The sequence below is a fragment of the Pseudoalteromonas porphyrae genome, assembly GCF_001298125.1.
Classification (GTDB): domain Bacteria; phylum Pseudomonadota; class Gammaproteobacteria; order Enterobacterales; family Alteromonadaceae; genus Pseudoalteromonas; species Pseudoalteromonas neustonica.
This window is the reverse complement of sequence record NZ_LHPH01000009.1, coordinates 114,669-133,382: the sequence shown is the minus strand read 5'-3', so window position 1 is coordinate 133,382 and position 18,714 is coordinate 114,669. Positions and strand designations below refer to the sequence as shown.

Here is an 18,714-nt window from a genome sequence, read left to right as displayed (position 1 = left end):
CTGTGAGCGAACAAAAACAGTCTCTAAGTTATAAAGACGCGGGCGTAGATATCGATGCCGGTAATGCACTTGTTGAGCGTATTAAAGGCGTAGTTAAAAAAACGCGTCGTCCAGAAGTTATGGGCGGAATCGGTGGTTTTGGCGCACTTTGCGAAATCCCAGCTGGCTATAAACAGCCAGTACTTGTTGCAGGCACAGATGGTGTTGGTACTAAATTACGTTTAGCGATCGACCTTAAAAAGCACGATACTGTTGGTATCGATTTAGTTGCTATGTGTGTAAATGACCTTATCGTTCAAGGTGCTGAGCCGTTATTCTTCTTAGATTACTACGCAACAGGCAAACTTGATGTAGATACTGCAGCAGATGTAGTAACAGGCATCGGTAAAGGCTGTGAGATCTCAGGCTGTGCATTAATTGGTGGTGAGACTGCTGAAATGCCGGGTATGTACGAAGGCGAAGATTACGACATGGCTGGTTTTTGTACTGGCGTAGTTGAAAAAGCAAATATTATCGACGGTACTAAAGTAGCTGCAGGCGATCAGCTTATCGCTCTTGCATCTAGTGGCCCTCATTCAAATGGCTTTTCTTTAATTCGTAAAGTACTTGAAGTATCTAACGCAGATACAAGTGCAGAATTTGAAGGCAAAACATTAGGTGAAACACTACTTGAACCTACACGCATATACGTTAAACCATTGCTTGAGTTATTCAAACAAGTAGACGTACATGCCCTTTCGCATATTACTGGTGGCGGTTTTTGGGAAAATATCCCACGCGTATTACCAGAATCTGCAAAAGCAGTTGTCAAAGGTGATAGCTGGCAGTGGCCTGGTATTTTCAACTGGTTACAAGAAAACGGTAACATCACTACCCATGAAATGTACCGTACATTTAACTGTGGCGTAGGCATGGTATTAGTTGTTCCGGCTGACAAGCTTGAGCAAAGCTTAACGATTTTAAAAGATCTTGGCGAAAACGCATGGCACCTTGGTGAAATCCACGATGCTAAAGAAGGCGAAGAGCAAGTAGAAATCCTAGGCGGCCGTGATTAATGGTCCCTTCTCGTCTAGTAGTCTTAATTTCAGGCAGTGGCTCTAATTTACAAGCCATCATTGACGCCTGTAATAGTGGCGAGATAAACGCAAACATAGCGGCTGTTATTAGCAATAAAGCAGACGCTTATGGCCTTGAGCGAGCGAAACAAGCGGGCATAGCAACAGCTGTGCTTAGCCATAAAGATTTTGACTCGCGCGAAGCCTACGATGCGCAATTAATGAACGTTATAGATACTTTCGCACCAAATCTAGTTGTATTAGCTGGTTTTATGCGTATTCTTACTCCTAGCTTAGTGCAAAAATTTAAAGGAAAAATGTTGAACATTCATCCTTCTTTGTTGCCTAAGTACCAGGGGCTGAATACCCACCAAAGAGCTATTGATGCAAAAGATGACGTTCATGGCGTAAGTGTGCACTTTGTTACTGAAGAATTAGACGGCGGTCCAGTCATTCTTCAAGCCAAAGTTCCAGTGCTGGCAGATGATACTGCTGACACATTAGCAAAACGCGTGCATGCACAAGAGCATATAATCTATCCTTTGGTGGTCAAGTGGTTCAGTGAACAACGACTTACTATGGAAGCAGATTATGCAGTTCTTGACGAAAAACAACTTCCTGCACACGGCGCGCACTACCCAGAATAAAAAACTAAGTGCCTTGCTATTATGTGCGGGCACTTTATTACTTCCTACTAGTTTAATTGCTGGTGACCTTACTCAATATGAAGCAAGTTATGATGTCCTCAGAAAAGGCGAAAATCATGGCAAAGCAATTCGTACTCTCAAAAAACTCGATGATGACACCTATGAAGTCACGTATCACAGTGATATTGAATGGATGATTTTTTCCGATTCACGTAAAGAAACCTCTCGTTTCATTTACGGTAATACGAAAATCACACCGCTCAACTACACGATGGAACGCAAAGGCACAGGGCCTGATAAAGATTACGCTATCGAATTTGATAATGAAAAAAAGATAGTTAACAGCAGTCAAAGCAAATACCCTCTCGATTGCGAATGGACCGATGAATTTCAAGATTCGTTGTCATATCAAGTACAAGTGCGTGAAGAACTAAAAATGGGTAAAACCAGCTTTTCATACCCGCTAATTGATAAAAAAGGCAACCGTAGAGACTACAACTTTGAAGTTGTAGGTAAAGAAACTATTTCATTACCTATCGGCAATATTGAAGCAATTAAAGTGAAACGTTTATACGATAACGATAAACGCCAAGCTCTTGCTTGGTTTGCCCCTGAAATGGATTACATGCTGGTAAGAATGTGGAAAGGCGAAAAAGGTGTAGAACAATTCGAAGTGCAGCTTAAATCGTTTACTGTAACCAGCCCTGTTGCTTTACCTGAAGAAGTAAAAGCGAAATAGCACCAGAGTAAATTTGTTTCTCTATCCAAGATGAAACGCTCAAGTATGATAATTATAACTTGAGCATTTCATCTTATACCCACATGAGTTAAATTCAAACGTTTGAACTGACGGCTAAATTAACTCACCCATTTTGAATAATGCAGACTCACCAGGCTCCATCTTTTGCCACCGCTCATCGTTTGTTAAAGGGCGAGTCGCAATAACTGTCACAACATCATTTGGCGTAGTTTCTTTTTGAAAATCCACCACCATATCGGCATCAATTAACGTAGCCTTTCCAAAGGGTGCACGGCGAGTGATCCAATGTAAATTATTAGTACAATACGCCAGTACATATACACCATCTGTAAGGAGCATATTAAATACCCCTTTTTCACGCAGCGTATGTGCTAGCTCTGCCGCATAGCGAAACACAACGGCCATATTTTCTGGACACTGAGGGTATTTTTCACGAATTTTATCCAATAACCAGCAAAATGCCAGCTCACTGTCGGTATCACCCACAGGACGATAAAAGTCAGGTTTCAAATCATGATAGTTAGAAAGCTGGCCGTTGTGTGCATAGGTGATCTCTCTACCCCACAGTTCACGTGTAAATGGATGCGTATTTTCAAGGCACACTTCGCCCCGGTTACCTTGGCGAATATGACTTATCACCGACACACTTTTGATCGGATACGCTTTAACGAGTTTTGCAATTTCAGATCGATAGCTTGGCTCAGGATCTTTAAACGTACGACATCCCTTCCCTTCGTAAAATGTAATTCCCCACCCATCCCGATGAGGACCTGTATTTCCACCACGCTCTAACAAGCCTGAAAAACTAAAACAAATGTCCGTAGGCACATTTGCCGACATCCCAAGCAACTCACACATAAAATAAATTAACCTTTAAAATTAACTTGTTAATAGCTTATAGATCTAAGCTGTACATCCGATTATTTTAGAAATTAAAAAGTACACTCACAATCGGCTCACACTGTAACACTAAGTATTGTTAAGCATTAGCAAGTGCAAGGCAAGCTTATGTTTGAGGCCTTGAGTTATACTCGTTACAAACATGTGACTAAACTCACATTATTCTCATTTAGCCACTTGATAATTAACTAATCTAACGCTACTCTAACAGAGGTGGTCTGACCTCTATTAAGGATTGAATACATGACACTCATATTTACACTTGGTTTAATCGTGCTGCTTAGCATTGCGAGTTACCACAGAGCGAGCTGGAATACTGCCCTTGGCGTTTCTATCGCAACACTTGTCATTGGTACCTTTGCAGGTGCGTTTGGCGCAATTAGCTGGTTGATCTTTTTGATCATCGCAGTGCCATTATCTGTTACTGGCATTCGTCAGCAATATATTATTAAACCTGTTTTTGCCATGTTCAAAAAAGTAACCCCTACAATGTCTGAAACTGAAAAGTCAGCCATTGATGCAGGTACTACATGGTGGGAAGCCGATCTTTTTTGCGGTCGCCCAGACTGGGATAAGTTACACCAATATCCAATGCCAAAACTAACTATCGAAGAGCAAGCCTTTATCGATGGCCCAGTTGAAGTGGTATGTGGCATGTTGGACGATTGGGAAGCAACTCACGAGTTAACCGACTTACCGCAAGATGTATGGCAATACCTTAAAGATAATAAATTCTTTGCCATGATCATCAAAAAAGAATATGGCGGTTTACAATTTTCTGCGTTTGCACAGTCATGTGTATTACAAAAGCTAACCAGTAAATCGACTCTACTTTCGTCTATTGTTGGTGTCCCTAATTCATTAGGCCCAGGCGAGTTATTACAGCACTATGGTACAAAAGAACAAAAAGATCATTACTTACCACGTCTTGCAAGTGGTAAAGAGATCCCATGTTTTGCCCTAACGTCACCAGAAGCCGGCTCTGATGCCAGTGCAATTCCAGATTATGGCGTTGTCTGTAAAGGTATGTGGGAAGGCGAGGAAGTCATTGGCTTGAGCTTAACGTGGAATAAACGTTATATCACCCTTGCGCCTGTTGCGACAGTACTTGGGCTTGCATTTAAAATGCAAGATCCCGACGGTTTATTAGGCGACACTAAAGATTTAGGCATTACCTGTGCATTGATCCCAACGGATATGCCGGGTGTTGAAATTGGCCGTCGCCACTTTCCACTGAACGTGCCGTTTCAAAATGGCCCGACTCAAGGCAAAGACATTTTTGTACCGCTTGATTACATTATTGGTGGCCCAGAAATGGCAGGCCAAGGCTGGCGTATGCTCGTTGAGTGTTTATCGGTTGGCCGTGCAATTACATTACCATCAAACTCAACCGGTGGTATTAAAACAATTGCGCTTGCCAGTGGCGCTTATAGTCGTATTCGTCGTCAATTCCGTTTACCTATTGGCCAAATGGAAGGTGTTGAAGAGTCACTTGCTAAACTTGCAGGATATGCGTACAGCTCCGATGCTGCCGTTAGCATGTCTACCGGTGCTGTTGATTTAGGTGAAAAACCATCGGTTGTATCTGCAATCATTAAATACCATTTAACCGAACAAATGCGTGACTCTACCAACTATGCGATGGATGTTCACGGCGGTAAAGGTATTATGCTTGGGCCAAATAACTATTTAGGTCGTGGCTATCAAGGTGCACCGATTGCCATTACCGTTGAAGGTGCAAATATCTTGACCCGTAATATGATTATTTATGGTCAAGGGGCTATCCGCTGTCACCCATTTGTTCTGACTGAATTGGGTGCCTGCGCAATTGAAGATCGTGAAGAAGCACTTGCGGTATTTGATAAAGCATTAATGGGTCATATTGGCTTTACACTGTCTAACCTAGTACGTACTAAGTGGATGACCTTTACTGGTGCACGCTTTGCAACTACACCATTTAAAGACGAAACAGCTGAGTTTTATCGTACCGCGTCACGCTTTAGTGCATCACTTGCACTAATGTCTGATATCAGTATGGCTGTATTTGGTGGCTCATTAAAACGTAAAGAACGTATCTCTGCTCGTTTAGGTGATTTACTTAGTTACTTATATTTAGTGTCTGCAACGCTTAAACGTTATAACGACGAAGGCCGTAAAAAAGAAGACTTACCGCTTGTACAATGGAGCTGTCAAGATCATCTTTACCACTGCCAACGTGCGCTGGCTGATTTAATTAATAACATGCCATCTGCCCCGCTACGCGCGGCACTTAAGCTTCTGTTATTCCCGTTTGGTCGCCCGGTTCGTAAACCTACCGACAAACTGGAGCATAAATTGGCACAAATACTCCAAGTACCAAGCGAAACGCGTAATCGTTTAGCAAGCTACGTATACTTGAAAAATGAGCCGCTTAACTTAGTAGGGCGTCAAGAACAAACGCTTAAAGACGTACTTGCAGTTGAGCCGTTATTTGACAAAGTATGTCGTGAAAAAGGCCTTAAACTGCCATTCTTCCAACTTGATAAAGTTGCACAAATGGGACTTGAAGCCGGTATTTTAACGCAAGCCGAAGCTGACAAGCTGGCAAGCGTTGAAAAAGCGCGCTTAGATGTTATTAACGTTGATGACTTTGACCCTGCTGATTTACTTGCAGGTAAAGCGGCACGTAACAGTGCCGCTAAAAAAGCAGATGCTGCTTAACCTTTTAAATTAAAAAGCAAGTAGTAACGCAGTTACACATATCCAAACCAGCGCATAATGCGCTGGTTTTTTTTTCGCTGCAAAGAGCTGCAAGCCACACCATATTAAACTCATAATCAGCAATACATAATTTTCTTGCTTAGATAAAGCCATAAACCCAGCCAGCGCTATGCTAAAAAATATCATGCCAGGAACGAACTGGCTTATAAAGAAACGCCTTGCTTGGTTATTCGCTTTAAAAAATAGCTGGTACTTTTCATGCAGTTTACCGCAATCAAATTGCAAAGAACTGGTAAATAACACAATAAAAGCCAGAGCTAGAATAGTGAATATCTCCGCTAAATCAGGCCGCTCATGCAATAATGTACTTGATGACATAAATACACACAGTAAAAGCGCACATCGCCATACTAAAACCCATGTATGGTTAACAAAGAACATCACCCAAAAGCTCAGTAATGAACTGACAGATAACCGAGCTCCTAGCGCTACCTGAGGGATAAATAAACTCAACGTAAATAGTAAAACAAACCCGAGATGATAAATCAGTGGCTGTATTTCAACAGGAACACATACTAAAATAGCACTCAATAAAAAACCGATCGTCAATGCCCGAGAGTTATATAAGCATAAAATCCCTAAACCAAATTGTAGCGACATAAACAGTATGAAGTGCGGGGCTTTTAACCACTGTGTAAGGGTTAAATCAAACGCAATAACCGCGCTTGCTACCAACCACCCATTACTTAATAGTAATAACTTAATATCCATTAACTTAAGCCAGCCAGGCTTTACAATCGTTCGCTGAAATAGCCGTTGTTGACTATTTTTAATAGCGGATTTCATCGCACTAAGCATCACACTTTGCAATAGTAAGTACAGCCACGCCATTTGTGCACCGTGTTGCGGCGCATCAGCACTGTCGATGATTTTGCCCAGTCCTAAAAATAGTAGCAGTATCATACCAAGCATGGCCGATCCCAACACCACAAAAAATAATAAGCCAAAATTTTTAAGTTGCACTAACAATTGCGCAAGTTCATTTTTATAGGCCTGATAGCGATAATCCATAAATGCGTGATATTGAGTAATTGTTTGCTTAATAGTTATGCTACTCATAAAGACATACACTCAAAGCCATGTTCGATAAACACTTCGGGTTCATGGCAGGTAATAATTATTTGCCCATCTGGTTTATCGAGTAAATAATCATCAAGTAAAGTTAATAAATAATGGATACTCGTTTGGTCAAGCGCTGCACTGGGCTCATCGAGTAATAAATAAGGTGCGCCACGCATTAAAGCCAATATCAACTGACATTTTTTTTGGTTACCCGATGACAACACATCAAAGCGAGTATTTAAAAATTCATTGAAGTTAAAACCGCTAATAAGTGCTGAAGGCCAATCACACCTCAGTGCACTCACAGATAAATTAATAATCTGTTTAGCTGTTAAAAAGTCAGGTAACGCAATTCTGTCACTGGCGATCGCAACCTGATTATGAGGGTCATTGAGCGTATTTCCGGAAAATAAAAACTCACCACTTTGCCTGCCCTCAAGCCCCGCTAACATCATCAGTAGCGTGGTTTTACCTTGTCCATTAGGTGCTTCAATACACACTCGTGGGGCTGTAAATGTAATGCTGTAGTCACTATATAGCGCGTTGGTTGTAAATTGTTTATTTAAGCCAATGACTTCAATCATAAATAGTTCCTTTTGTATGAGTAAGCATTATATCGCTAGCCGTATTTAAAACGATACAACCTTTGTAACACTTTGTTGCAGTTAACAATCATTAATCACTTGCGTTTAAAAAGTGTTCAGGTAAGACTAAAAACGTCATAACAATAAATCAAGGAATGTAACCATGAAACAATCTTTAAAATTCGCAACGGTTGCCTGTGCAATAACACTTGCATTGGGCGGGTGTAGTCAATCGACTCCATCAAATAGCGCCGTAAGTACACAAGCTCCGCAAGTTCAATCTATTAAAACGTATAATGCTGACACCTTTTTTGATACGACTTCAATCAGGGGCAATAGTTTTTCCTCAACAGGCGACAAAATTTTAGTTAGTAGTGATGAAAGTGGTATTTATAGCCTATACGAAGTAAACGCTACAACTGGCGATAAAACCCGTTTAACTAATTTTGAAGACAGCACCTACCCTGTGCGTTACTTCCCAAATGATGATCGGGTATTATTTACCAAAGATTCAGGCGGTAACGAACGCTACCACGTGTACGTACGCGAAGCTGATGGCACAGTCAAAGATTTAACGCCAGGGGATGAAACCCGCGCAAGTTTTGCAGGTTTTACTAAAGATGGCAGCCAATTTTTTATCACCAGTAATAAACGCGACGCGAAGTTTATGGACTTGTACCGCGTTGATAGCAAAACATATAAAATAACGCCTGTTTATCAAAACACATTAGGCCTAAACGTAGGTGCAATTAGCCCCGACGGTCGCTATATCGCTTTATCTAAAAGTAATACCAATAAAGACAGCGATACCTTTATTCTTGATACCTATAAAAAGTCACTCAAACCGCAATTAATTTCAAAGCATGACACACCAGCACAGTACAGCCCTGACACCTTCTCTGTTGACAGCAAATATTTATATTACTCAACAGACGCTAAAGGTGAGTTTTCACAGGTATGGCGTTATGACTTAGCCACCGGTGAACATAGCGCTGCATTAAAAGATGATTGGGATGTGAGTTTTATTTATTTCTCTAAATCAGGCCGTTATCAAGTAAGTGGTGTAAATGCTGACGCGAGCACCAAAGTAACCGTGATCGATACCCAAACAGGCAAAGAAATTGCGATGCCGACATTACCCGCAGGCAACTTGCGCAGCGTTAACTTTTCAAGCGATGAAAAAACGATGGCGTTTTATCTAAACTCAGATACGTCGCCAAGTAATTTATTTGTGTGGCAAGTTGGCAGCAATCAAGCAAAACAGCTTACAAATACGCTAAGTAAAGAAATTAACCAAAACGACTTAGTTGAAAGCACAATCGTTCGCTTTAAAAGTTTTGATGGCCTTGAAATACCTGGCGTTTTATACAAACCAAAACAAGCAAGCAGCACAAATAAAGTTCCTGCGCTTATTTGGGTGCACGGCGGACCAGGTGGGCAAAGCCGCACCGGTTACAGTGCTATGCAGCAACATTTAGTGAATCATGGTTACGCCATTTTTGCCGTTAATAACCGTGGCAGCTCAGGCTATGGTAAAACATTTTTCCACCTAGATGATAAAAAACACGGCACCGACGACTTACAAGATATTGTATTTGGTAAGCAGCACTTACAAGGTCTGGATTGGGTTGATGCTGATAGAATCGGTATTATGGGCGGCAGCTATGGCGGCTTTATGACCGCAGCAGCACTGGCTTTTGAACCGGAAGAATTTAAAGTCGGCATTAATATTTTTGGCGTTACAAACTGGGTACGTACCCTAAATTCTATTCCGCCTTGGTGGGAAAGCTTTAAAAAGTCACTGTACGATGAAATGGGCGATCCAGCGACTGACGGTGAACGTCATCGTGCTATTTCGCCATTATTTCACGCTAAGAATATCACCAAACCATTGATGGTTATTCAAGGTGCGAACGATCCTCGCGTTTTACAAGTAGAAAGTGATGAACTGGTTGCTGCGGTAAAAGCCAATGGCGTACCCGTAGAATATGTGTTGTTTGATGATGAAGGCCATGGTTTTAGTAAAAAAGAAAACCGTATTACGGCTTCTAACGCTTACTTAAACTTTTTAGATACCTATTTAAAATAGTGCGTTAGCCCATACAAGTATGGGCTAAATTTAAAATAAAGGCTGTGTGCTTGTTAGCATGCAGCTTTTTATTGGTGGCGTGTTAACTTTGGCTCAAATACTGCCAGTGCTATACCAAACAATGCTGCGAATAGTCCAATAAACTCAAGCCAGTTATTGCCATAATGGGGAATAGGCTGCAATTTACTTTTAAAAGTATATACTCGCGTCCCACCGTCCACATTTTCAGAGAATGATCCACCTTTATACACAGAGATAAACTGACTCAATTCAACACGTCTTGCTATCATCTCTCTGCGCTTTTCATCAACTTTAGTTTTATCTACAATAAGCGTTCGCCAATGATTAAAAATTTCTAATGGCTCATTCGGTTTAATAACACCAATAGATTGATATTCATAAAACTGTTCATTAAACACGTAGTTTTTATGCCCTGCATAAAACAACGCACAGCCAAACGATATTAAAAACATAGCACAATAAATAAATTTCCGTTGTTTGACCGCAGTATTAATGGCTTGGCTTTTAATCCACTGCTCCACATCTGGTATTTGAATTAACCTTACTTTGTCATCACTGGTCATAAGCGGTTTCATAAACTCATCGATAGACATATCTAATGCTCGAAGCAAAGATCTAAATATTTCATTAGAAGGGATGGATTTATCATTTTCAAGCTTTGATAGATAACTTTGCTCTATACCCACTTGCTCTGCAAATTCAGGTTGGCTCAATTTTTTATTATTTCTTAACTGCTTTAGTTGTTGACCTAATGTGCTCATCTTAGTGCTTCCTTTTTAAAGTGAGACTAGATTCTTAGCTATTCATACAGATATAAGAAGCTGAATAATGAAGAATAATAAGGAATATTAACAGGTTAGTATAAAAGAGTCGATCTGATAGCTGATAGCTGATAGCTGATAGCTGATAGCTGATAGCTGATAGCTGATAGCTGATAGCTGATAGCTGATAGCTGATAGCTGATAGCTGATAGCTGATAGCTGATAGCCAAAGTATGTTTTATTAAAAGATTTATACAAGGATTTTATAAACTTGTTATTGAGGAAATAACAAGTGGCGGAGTGGACGGGACTCGAACCCGCGACCCCCGGCGTGACAGGCCGGTATTCTAACCAACTGAACTACCACTCCGCAGTGGTATGTGCATGGGGTAATGCACTTACTAATTTTATTCATGATATCAAGTGGCGGAGTGGACGGGACTCGAACCCGCGACCCCCGGCGTGACAGGCCGGTATTCTAACCAACTGAACTACCACTCCGCAGAGATATCATTATACTTGTTATTACTTAATTTGTTGGCGGAGTGGACGGGACTCGAACCCGCGACCCCCGGCGTGACAGGCCGGTATTCTAACCAACTGAACTACCACTCCAGCATACAAATTTTGTAATATAACATTGTTTAAATAGTTGGCGGAGTGGACGGGACTCGAACCCGCGACCCCCGGCGTGACAGGCCGGTATTCTAACCAACTGAACTACCACTCCAGCGCATATTTAAACTGTTATTTTTCTTATTGGCGGAGTGGACGGGACTCGAACCCGCGACCCCCGGCGTGACAGGCCGGTATTCTAACCAACTGAACTACCACTCCATAATAAGAATATGTTTTACAACCATATGTTGTGTAAGCGTTGGCGGAGTGGACGGGACTCGAACCCGCGACCCCCGGCGTGACAGGCCGGTATTCTAACCAACTGAACTACCACTCCAGCTTTACTTACAAGTTTTCGAAAATTGGCGGAGTGGACGGGACTCGAACCCGCGACCCCCGGCGTGACAGGCCGGTATTCTAACCAACTGAACTACCACTCCTTATTTTCGTTGCTGTCTAGGTCTCCCTTGGCAGCGGCGTGAATAATACGAACCAACACCTATTTCGTCAAGGGCTTTTTTGTTTTTTTACAGCCTTTTTAGTCATCCGACATCGAAAGGTTTAAAATTTCACCTGATTTGTCATTTTTTGAACCATTTTCACCAACTTCTTTTTTTTCATTACTTTGCGGCGTTGGATCCACTGCTGATTTTTTCTTCAAAAACGGTAAATTGATTTTTGGCAAAATTGATTTTTTCTGTACAAATACACGAATTGCTAACCCGCCTAGTAATAAAACCAGTAAATTCCCGCCAATAATTAAACTAATTAGCGTCATAGTCGACATTGCTTCGGCTTCTTTTGCCGCTTTTTCGATTTCTTGTAGCTGGGCTGCTGTCATAACCGGCTTTTCAATTTCTGGTACGGCTTCAATTGGTCGCTCTATTTCAAATTTATATGTAGGTAGAGTCGCCATAAATTCTCGGCCATTAATATTTGTACCAAAAACAGAAAGCTCAACACTGTATCGTCCCCAGTCATAATTTTTTATTGCAAGCTCTCGTGTTAATGTTTTATTGGCATCAAGCGTGAACATTTGCTCTTCATTATTGGGGTAATAAATTTTCCCTTGGATCAACACCGTCTCTGGTTGCACTATTTGGTTATCAAGGGTAATTGTTAATTGATGTTCTTGCAGATCATCTTCAGCTAACGCGATTGTATAGTTAAAAGGTGGCTCTTTTACTTCTATCATATCTTGTACAACGGTGCGTTTTAATAATGGGGTTTCAATATACAGCTCGGGTTGCCATTGCCCTGCTGGAAATACTAATTTGAATTCGCCAGTAAAAATACCATCTTTAGGGCGTTCGTCAAAACCACGCCCGTCATCTTTAAATTCTGCAACAGCTTGTGTTCCGGCACCAAAATTTGCGTAATCACTATTATTAGTACTTATAAAGTCTACATGTAAACTAACCACATCACGAAACAGGCCAACTTTAATAGGTTCACCATCATTGAGAACCTTTCCTGTGACTTTGACTGTTTCACCACGAAACAACAGCGACGGTAATGGATCAACCTGCAACTCAATTTCACCGAGCACCACTATACGGCTATTAGGTAAAATACTGCCAACCACTTGCCAAGGCCCAGCCATTGGCTGCTTAATCGTGATCAAATCATAGCTAAGTTCATCAAACCATTCTAGGTTTGCGTCATTGCGCGGCGACGTTGAATAGTATTTACTACCATCGGGTCTAACTAGTACAACAGCAGGTGAGCCGGGCTTACGAAAAAACAATAATGTTATTTCATCAATTTTGTGATCAATGCGAAAACGATTTTCAAGCAATGGAATTTCATTTTGCTGCCCATCGCGCTGTAATAGCGTAATTTTATCTTCACTTGTTGCATTACCAGTGTTCGGTAGCATGAATGCTAAACACACAGCTAACAGTATACTTCTCATGTTTTGCCTTATTCGGCGCGCCATACGCATTGGCCGCCAGCTTTATTGACTATATCTAGTCGCTCGTTATGAGCGAGCTGCTCATCGTGGGTCGCGTGTAATACAACTAAAGGGGCTCGGTTTGGGTCTAAGCGACGAATTTCTTTTTGCTGCTGTTCGCTGCCCTGATTTTTATTTTGATTTAGGTTGAGCTTTACTTGCCCACCCGTCATCGCTAAATAAACATCCGCTAAGATCTCAGAATCCAGTAGCGCGCCGTGTAACGTACGCTTAGCGTTATCGACATCATAACGACGACATAACGCATCTAGGTTATTCTTCTGTCCTGGATGCAAGTCACGCGCCATTTTGAGGGTGTCGAGAACTTGGCAGTAATCATGGGTTTTTTGATAGCCCTGATTAAGCAAGGCAAATTCATTATCCATATGACCAACATCGAACGGTGCATTATGGATAACTAGCTCAGCCCCTTTAATATAGTCTAAAAATTCTTGAGCTATTTGATGAAACAACGGTTTATCGCGTAAAAACTCATTGGTGATACCGTGAACATCAATAGCTTCTTCTTCACTTTTTCGCTGTGGGTTAATATATACATGAAAGTTATTCCCCGTAAGGCGGCGATTCACTAATTCCACGCACCCTATTTCTATAATGCGGTGCCCTTGTTTAGGGTCGATGCCGGTGGTTTCTGTATCTAAAACTATTTGTCTACGTGCCATATCGAATTTAGCCTGACTCTGGTATCTTTCTATAATCACTTTATTGTACATAAGATCAAGGGAAAACAGTGCAAAAAACCGTAGAGATTTACACCGATGGCTCATGTTTAGGTAATCCGGGCCCCGGCGGTTATGGTATTTTTATGTTTTATAATGACCACGAAAAAAAATTAAGCCAAGGCTACACACTCACGACCAATAATCGCATGGAAATGCTGGCAGCCATTGTTGCACTTGAAAGTCTAAACCGCCCTTGCGATATAAATCTTACTACCGATAGCCAATACGTAAAGCAAGGTATTGAGTCATGGGTTGCAAACTGGAAAAAGCGTGGCTGGAAAACTGCCGCCAAAAAGCCGGTGAAAAATGTTGATTTATGGAAACGTCTTGATGAGGCCTGTGCCCGCCATAACGTTACGTGGAAGTGGGTAAAAGGCCATAGTGGCAATAAATACAATGAAATTGTTGATGATTTAGCCCGTGATGCCGCAGGCAGCAAAGATTTATTGCTCGATGAAGGTTATAACCCTGAATAATACCAGGTGGTAATTCATCGCACACTATTTTACAACTTGGTTATATGATATAAGATTTAGATATATCATATAGTGGAGTTGTAAAATGTCTATCTCAGTCGAGTCTTTTTTTCATCAACAAAGTGCTACATTTACGTATTTAGTCTATTGCCTAACGACTAAAACAGCCATGTTGATCGATGCCCCCGCTGATTTTGACGCGGCGAACGGTACATTAAGCTTTGAAACTGCTGATGACATTATTACTCACATCAACCGTAAACAACTGACATTAGAATGGATATTAGAAACACACGCTCATGCTGATCATATTACTGCTGCAAGTTACATAAAACAGCATTTAGGTGCATATAATCCCTGCAAATTGGCTACCGGTAAAAATATAGTCCAAGTACAAGCTCACTTTAGCCGCCTTTACAATATTGATATGCCATGCGATGGAGTCCCTTTTAACTTACTTTTTAGTGATAACGACTGTTTTACGCTGGGCGAGCATACTGTGCAAGTACTAGCAACACCTGGTCACACACCTGATAGCGTCAGCTTTTTTATTGCCGGTAATTTATTTGTAGGCGATACCTTTTTTATGCCAGATAGTGGCACGGCGCGATGTGATTTCCCTGGTGGCAGTGCTGAGCAACTATATCAGTCGTTGCAACGCATTTTAGCTTTACCAAATGAAACGATTTTATGGATGTGCCATGACTACCAACCTAATGGCCGCGCACTTGCTAATAAAACATCTGTAAAAGAGCAACGTATTAGCAATATACACTTACAAACCACCGAACAGGATTATATTGCAACGCGTAATAACCGTGATGCAACACTCAGCGCGCCAAAATTACTACATCCGGCAATACAAATGAATATTCGCGCAGGCCAGTTGCCGCAACCTCAACAAAATAGGCAACGATATTTAACGATCCCGCTCACGGTGCTGCTTTGAGGTTTGGCGAAGGCCCGCTCCTTTTACAGGTGAAAACTGTGGCCGTGCATGCCATTTAGGTTTTATCGGGGTCAGTGGTGTAACACGTTTGCGTGCTACGATCATATAAACACTCCCCATTGGCTTTAGGTATTGTTTTGTAAAGCGTCGCCATGGTGCAAACCGAGACAACCGATTACCACGCGCCAGTGAAGAATAAATAAAACGCTCATCGCTGACAATTTCAAATCCCAGTAGATTAAGCCAATCTTTTACCCGTGCAGGTGTAAAAAAGCGCCCAGTCCATGGCAATTTTTGGCCACTAAAAGGTAATAACTGCGCAAGCCCACATAAACTAAATGGGTTAAAGCCGGTGATAACTATATAACCACCAGGGATCAAGGTACGATGTGCTTCGCGTAATATATGGTGTGGATCTGAATGATATTCTAAGCAATGGCTTAAAATACATGCATCAACGCTGTGCTCATAAAATGGCAGTTCATCTATATCAGCAACCACCCCTGTAAATGGTCCAGATTCAGCGACGCAAACTTGGTGTTTAATAGTGCTTTCACTGGTATTGAGTTCACCACTTAAATTACCAAGCTTGAGCATGTGATAGCCAAACATACGCGGCAACCACTTCCCCATTTTTCGCTCTATATCGCAACGTAAGTAGTCACCATGAGGAAACTCTTGCCACGACAGTGGTTTGGGTCCTTCTTGAAAACTAAGGGCTGGTTTCATGCGCTAAGCTCGTTATAATGTTTAATATCGTCACTTTATAGAGCAATGCCACATGGTGCAAGTCAAAGCAATTAAAGCCTTTTCTGATAATTATATTTGGTGCCTAAGTCGAGCTGAATGTGATCAAGTTTGGGTTGTCGATCCTGGTCAAGCAGAGCCTGTATTAGCACATTTAGCAAAACATGGTTTAACCCTCGCAGGAATTCTAATCACGCATCATCATTATGATCACACTGATGGCATAGCCACTTTGTGCGAGGAATTTAATTATATTGACGTATATGGCCCACACAACAGTCCATTTAAAGGAATAACTAAGCCGCTCAAGGATAACGATAGTTTAACGGTTCTGGGGACTCAATTTACTATTATGACAACACCTGGACATACGCTGGATCATATTTGCTATACCCATCCCACTTTAGCTTTTACTGGAGATACGTTATTTAGTGGTGGATGTGGACGCTTATTTGAAGGCACGGCGCAGCAAATGTATCACTCTTTCGATAAACTAAAAACGCTACCCGATGACTGTAAAATTTATTGCACTCATGAATACACCCAAGCCAACCTAGCATTTGCATTGGCTGTAGAACCTAACAATCCAGATCTGATTTATTACAATGACTGGGTGAGGGCAAAGCGTCAGAAAAATGAAATCACGCTGCCAAGCACATTAAAACAAGAGCGAAAAATAAACCCATTTATGCGCAGTGATTTGTCATCAATAACAGAGTACTTACCAAAGAAATTTTGCGTAATGGCAACACAACTAAAACAAAATAATGAACCTTGGCAACGCTTTGCAAGTCTTAGAGCGTGGAAAGATCATTTTTAGTGTAAAAAATCTAAACAGATTATTTAGTTAGCTGATAAACAGCCCATTATTGCATATTTAAAACGGTCATAAAGTGGTAATACCGTGTCATAACGGGTAGTATTTGCCGAGTTTTTTACCTGATGTATTGGTATTTATGAAGAAATCCCCCCTCGTTTTAGCCTTGGCACTAACGCTAAGTGGTTGTCAGACATTGACATCAACACAATCTGATGACGTTATTGTCAATCAACAAGAGCAGCAGCTTAATGGCGCAAGCCCTAACGACATCAGCGAAGCATTAATGATTAATGCGCAATATCAACAAGTCAACGAACTTGATGAAGCGCCGCCTATTTTTGATGATGTGTGGGAACGAATCCGTTACCAATTATCGATTGAAGTGCCACAAAATCGACCTGTTGTTACTGAGCGTAATTACTATGCCCGTCATCAATCATATTTAGATCGCATTTCGAAACGAGCCGAGCCGTACCTGCATTTTATTGTTGAAGAAGTTGAAAAACGTGAAATGCCAATTGAAATTGCGCTATTACCCATTGTTGAAAGTGCTTTCGACCCATTTGGTTACTCACACCGTACAGCTTCTGGTATTTGGCAATTCATGCCACAAACAGGGGAACGTTTTGATTTAAAACAAAACTGGTGGTACGACGGCCGTCGTGACATTGTACAATCAACCCGTGCGGCACTTGATTATTTGTCGTATTTGCATAAAACCCTTGAAGGTGACTGGCTCAACGCTATAGCAGCATACAACTCAGGTGAAGGTCGCTTATTACGCGCAATTAAAAAGAACCGTAAAAAGCATTTGCCAACTGACTTTTGGTCTCTTGATTTACCCAGTGAAACCACTGCGTATGTACCAAAGCTATTAGCCTTGTCTGACTTATTAAAACGTCAAGAAGAATTTGGTCTTAAATGGGATCCGATCATTAATGCACAAGTTGTCGAAGTCGTTGATATTGGCTCACAAATTGACTTAGCACTCGCCGCAGATATGGCCGATATTAGCTTAACTGAGTTGTATCGTTTAAATCCGGGCTTTAACCGCTGGGCAACAGATCCTAATGGCCCACACTTTTTATTATTACCCTCTGATAAAGTAGAACAATTTCAGCAGTTACTCGCAAAAACTGACTTAAAAGATCGCTTACGCTGGCAGCAGTATATTGTCGCCAATGGTGATAGCTTATCGGTTATTGCTAATAAATTCTCAACCAGCGCCGCTGCAATTAAGTCACTGAATAAACTTAAATCAAATACAATTCGTGTTGGTCAACAGTTACTCGTGCCATTAAGTGATGGTGCGATTAATAGCGCGCACTTACCCAAACAAGTACGCATGGCCGTGAATAAAAGCACGAAAAAGAAGCTCTCTCACACGGTTAAAAGTGGTGATACGTTATGGGATATAAGTCGAGAATACGATGTAACCATTAATGAGCTCGCTAAATGGAACAAACTTAAAAAGAATAGCGTATTACGTTTAGGCCAAAAGCTAACTGTGTATAAAAGTGCTAAGAACACCCAAACAGCATTAATTAGCACCAACCGTACGATTATCTATAAAGTCCGTCGCGGTGACTCACTCGCGCGCATTGCATCTAAGTTTAACCTAACGATCAACGATATTATTAAATGGAATGATCTCTCAGGGCAAAAATACTTACAACCCGGGCAAAAGTTAAAGCTAAAAGTTGATGTAAAAAGCACATAACGTAAGCTAAAACATAACTAATAAAAAGAGCGCTCATGCGCTCTTTTT

At 41.3% G+C, this 18,714-nt stretch carries 16 protein-coding genes and 7 tRNA genes; 9 read left to right on the top strand and 14 right to left on the bottom strand.

Annotated elements, in window-relative coordinates; translation table 11 throughout:
• Nucleotides 1-2: 2 nt before the first annotated feature.
• From purM to ADS77_RS10170, 3 genes are read left to right on the top strand one after another with little or no spacing between them, the layout of a single operon-like run.
• The gene (gene purM / locus ADS77_RS10180; RefSeq protein ID WP_054205628.1) at nt 3-1,055 is read left to right on the top strand and encodes a phosphoribosylformylglycinamidine cyclo-ligase; all 1,053 of its coding nucleotides are present in this window, start codon (nt 3-5) and stop codon (nt 1,053-1,055) included.
• Nucleotides 1,055-1,702, top strand: coding sequence for a phosphoribosylglycinamide formyltransferase (gene purN / locus ADS77_RS10175; RefSeq protein WP_054454225.1), 648 nt, complete (start codon nt 1,055-1,057; stop codon nt 1,700-1,702). Before purM ends, purN begins: the two co-directional genes overlap by 1 nt.
• A complete protein-coding gene (locus ADS77_RS10170) occupies nt 1,656-2,441 on the top strand; it encodes a DUF3108 domain-containing protein (protein WP_405632573.1) in 786 nt (261 codons plus the stop codon). Before purN ends, ADS77_RS10170 begins: the two co-directional genes overlap by 47 nt.
• A gap of 114 nt (nt 2,442-2,555) precedes the next feature.
• On the opposite strand, the gene ADS77_RS10165 is transcribed toward ADS77_RS10170, so the two are convergent.
• Entirely contained in the window at nt 2,556-3,320 is a 765-nt protein-coding gene (locus ADS77_RS10165; protein ID WP_054205625.1) for a class II glutamine amidotransferase, read from the bottom strand.
• A gap of 285 nt (nt 3,321-3,605) precedes the next feature.
• Here ADS77_RS10165 and fadE point away from each other — a divergent pair, with 285 nt between their 5' ends.
• Entirely contained in the window at nt 3,606-6,062 is a 2,457-nt protein-coding gene (gene fadE, locus ADS77_RS10160) for an acyl-CoA dehydrogenase FadE (RefSeq protein WP_054454223.1), read from the top strand.
• Nucleotides 6,063-6,071: 9 nt separating this feature from the next.
• On the opposite strand, the gene ADS77_RS10155 is transcribed toward fadE, so the two are convergent.
• Nucleotides 6,072-7,181, bottom strand: coding sequence for a DUF6136 family protein (locus ADS77_RS10155; protein WP_054454222.1), 1,110 nt, complete (start codon nt 7,179-7,181; stop codon nt 6,072-6,074).
• Nucleotides 7,178-7,768, bottom strand: a complete 591-nt coding sequence (locus ADS77_RS10150; RefSeq protein WP_054205622.1) for an ATP-binding cassette domain-containing protein — start codon at nt 7,766-7,768, stop codon at nt 7,178-7,180. The genes ADS77_RS10155 and ADS77_RS10150 overlap by 4 nt, the downstream gene beginning before the upstream one ends.
• Nucleotides 7,769-7,931: 163 nt before the next feature.
• On the opposite strand from ADS77_RS10150, the gene ADS77_RS10145 reads away from it, so the two are divergent.
• A complete protein-coding gene (locus ADS77_RS10145) occupies nt 7,932-9,857 on the top strand; it encodes an alpha/beta hydrolase family protein (RefSeq protein ID WP_054205621.1) in 1,926 nt (641 codons plus the stop codon).
• Nucleotides 9,858-9,925: 68 nt separating this feature from the next.
• Here ADS77_RS10145 and ADS77_RS10140 read toward each other — a convergent pair whose 3' ends face one another.
• The 10 genes from ADS77_RS10140 to dnaQ form a co-directional block, all read right to left on the bottom strand.
• Nucleotides 9,926-10,639, bottom strand: a complete 714-nt coding sequence (locus ADS77_RS10140; protein WP_054454220.1) for a helix-turn-helix domain-containing protein — start codon at nt 10,637-10,639, stop codon at nt 9,926-9,928.
• 293 nt (nt 10,640-10,932) lie between these two features.
• Nucleotides 10,933-11,009 (bottom strand) — tRNA-Asp (locus tag ADS77_RS10135).
• A 54-nt stretch (nt 11,010-11,063) separates the two neighbouring features.
• Nucleotides 11,064-11,140: transfer RNA gene (locus tag ADS77_RS10130), tRNA-Asp, on the bottom strand.
• A gap of 37 nt (nt 11,141-11,177) precedes the next feature.
• A tRNA-Asp gene (locus tag ADS77_RS10125) sits at nt 11,178-11,254 on the bottom strand.
• A 38-nt stretch (nt 11,255-11,292) separates the two neighbouring features.
• Nucleotides 11,293-11,369: transfer RNA gene (locus ADS77_RS10120), tRNA-Asp, on the bottom strand.
• Between the two features lie 30 nt (nt 11,370-11,399).
• Nucleotides 11,400-11,476: transfer RNA gene (locus ADS77_RS10115), tRNA-Asp, on the bottom strand.
• 41 nt (nt 11,477-11,517) lie between these two features.
• Nucleotides 11,518-11,594 (bottom strand) — tRNA-Asp (locus tag ADS77_RS10110).
• 26 nt (nt 11,595-11,620) lie between these two features.
• Nucleotides 11,621-11,697, bottom strand: a tRNA-Asp gene (locus ADS77_RS10105).
• 98 nt (nt 11,698-11,795) lie between these two features.
• Nucleotides 11,796-13,172: a TIGR03503 family protein gene (locus ADS77_RS10100; protein WP_054454217.1), complete on the bottom strand. Its 1,377-nt coding sequence runs from the start codon at nt 13,170-13,172 to the stop codon at nt 11,796-11,798.
• Nucleotides 13,173-13,180: 8 nt separating this feature from the next.
• The gene (gene dnaQ, locus ADS77_RS10095) at nt 13,181-13,894 is read right to left on the bottom strand and encodes a DNA polymerase III subunit epsilon (RefSeq protein WP_054205437.1); all 714 of its coding nucleotides are present in this window, start codon (nt 13,892-13,894) and stop codon (nt 13,181-13,183) included.
• A gap of 68 nt (nt 13,895-13,962) precedes the next feature.
• Between dnaQ and rnhA the strand changes: the two genes are divergently transcribed.
• Together rnhA and ADS77_RS10085 are read left to right on the top strand one after the other, a co-directional pair.
• Entirely contained in the window at nt 13,963-14,430 is a 468-nt protein-coding gene (rnhA, locus tag ADS77_RS10090; protein ID WP_054454215.1) for a ribonuclease HI, read from the top strand.
• A gap of 85 nt (nt 14,431-14,515) precedes the next feature.
• Nucleotides 14,516-15,379, top strand: a complete 864-nt coding sequence (locus ADS77_RS10085) for an MBL fold metallo-hydrolase (RefSeq protein ID WP_054454212.1) — start codon at nt 14,516-14,518, stop codon at nt 15,377-15,379.
• Here ADS77_RS10085 and ADS77_RS10080 read toward each other — a convergent pair.
• The gene (locus ADS77_RS10080; RefSeq protein ID WP_054454210.1) at nt 15,350-16,108 is read right to left on the bottom strand and encodes a class I SAM-dependent methyltransferase; all 759 of its coding nucleotides are present in this window, start codon (nt 16,106-16,108) and stop codon (nt 15,350-15,352) included. The two genes, ADS77_RS10085 and ADS77_RS10080, sit on opposite strands and share 30 nt — an antisense overlap.
• Before the next feature lie 52 nt (nt 16,109-16,160).
• Between ADS77_RS10080 and gloB the strand changes: the two genes are divergently transcribed.
• Together gloB and ADS77_RS10070 are read left to right on the top strand one after the other, a co-directional pair.
• Complete coding sequence (gene gloB, locus ADS77_RS10075; RefSeq protein ID WP_054454208.1) at nt 16,161-16,946, top strand: hydroxyacylglutathione hydrolase; 786 nt, start codon at nt 16,161-16,163, stop codon at nt 16,944-16,946.
• A gap of 136 nt (nt 16,947-17,082) precedes the next feature.
• Nucleotides 17,083-18,666, top strand: a complete 1,584-nt coding sequence (locus ADS77_RS10070) for a LysM peptidoglycan-binding domain-containing protein (RefSeq protein ID WP_054454206.1) — start codon at nt 17,083-17,085, stop codon at nt 18,664-18,666.
• Nucleotides 18,667-18,714: the final 48 nt, after the last annotated feature.

Excerpts from the sequence above, each read along its gene's own strand:
- purN (WP_054454225.1), top strand. The coding sequence starts at position 1,055 with ATGGTCCCTTCTCGTCTAGTAGTCTTAATTTCAGGCAGTGGCTCTAAT.
- ADS77_RS10165 (WP_054205625.1), bottom strand. The coding sequence starts at position 3,320 with ATGTGTGAGTTGCTTGGGATGTCGGCAAATGTGCCTACGGACATTTGT.
- fadE (WP_054454223.1), top strand. The coding sequence starts at position 3,606 with ATGACACTCATATTTACACTTGGTTTAATCGTGCTGCTTAGCATTGCG.
- ADS77_RS10155 (WP_054454222.1), bottom strand. The coding sequence starts at position 7,181 with ATGAGTAGCATAACTATTAAGCAAACAATTACTCAATATCACGCATTT.
- ADS77_RS10150 (WP_054205622.1), bottom strand. The coding sequence starts at position 7,768 with ATGATTGAAGTCATTGGCTTAAATAAACAATTTACAACCAACGCGCTA.
- ADS77_RS10145 (WP_054205621.1), top strand. The coding sequence starts at position 7,932 with ATGAAACAATCTTTAAAATTCGCAACGGTTGCCTGTGCAATAACACTT.
- ADS77_RS10140 (WP_054454220.1), bottom strand. The coding sequence starts at position 10,639 with ATGAGCACATTAGGTCAACAACTAAAGCAGTTAAGAAATAATAAAAAA.
- ADS77_RS10100 (WP_054454217.1), bottom strand. The coding sequence starts at position 13,172 with ATGAGAAGTATACTGTTAGCTGTGTGTTTAGCATTCATGCTACCGAAC.
- dnaQ (WP_054205437.1), bottom strand. The coding sequence starts at position 13,894 with ATGGCACGTAGACAAATAGTTTTAGATACAGAAACCACCGGCATCGAC.
- ADS77_RS10085 (WP_054454212.1), top strand. The coding sequence starts at position 14,516 with ATGTCTATCTCAGTCGAGTCTTTTTTTCATCAACAAAGTGCTACATTT.
- ADS77_RS10080 (WP_054454210.1), bottom strand. The coding sequence starts at position 16,108 with ATGAAACCAGCCCTTAGTTTTCAAGAAGGACCCAAACCACTGTCGTGG.
- gloB (WP_054454208.1), top strand. The coding sequence starts at position 16,161 with ATGGTGCAAGTCAAAGCAATTAAAGCCTTTTCTGATAATTATATTTGG.
- ADS77_RS10070 (WP_054454206.1), top strand. The coding sequence starts at position 17,083 with ATGAAGAAATCCCCCCTCGTTTTAGCCTTGGCACTAACGCTAAGTGGT.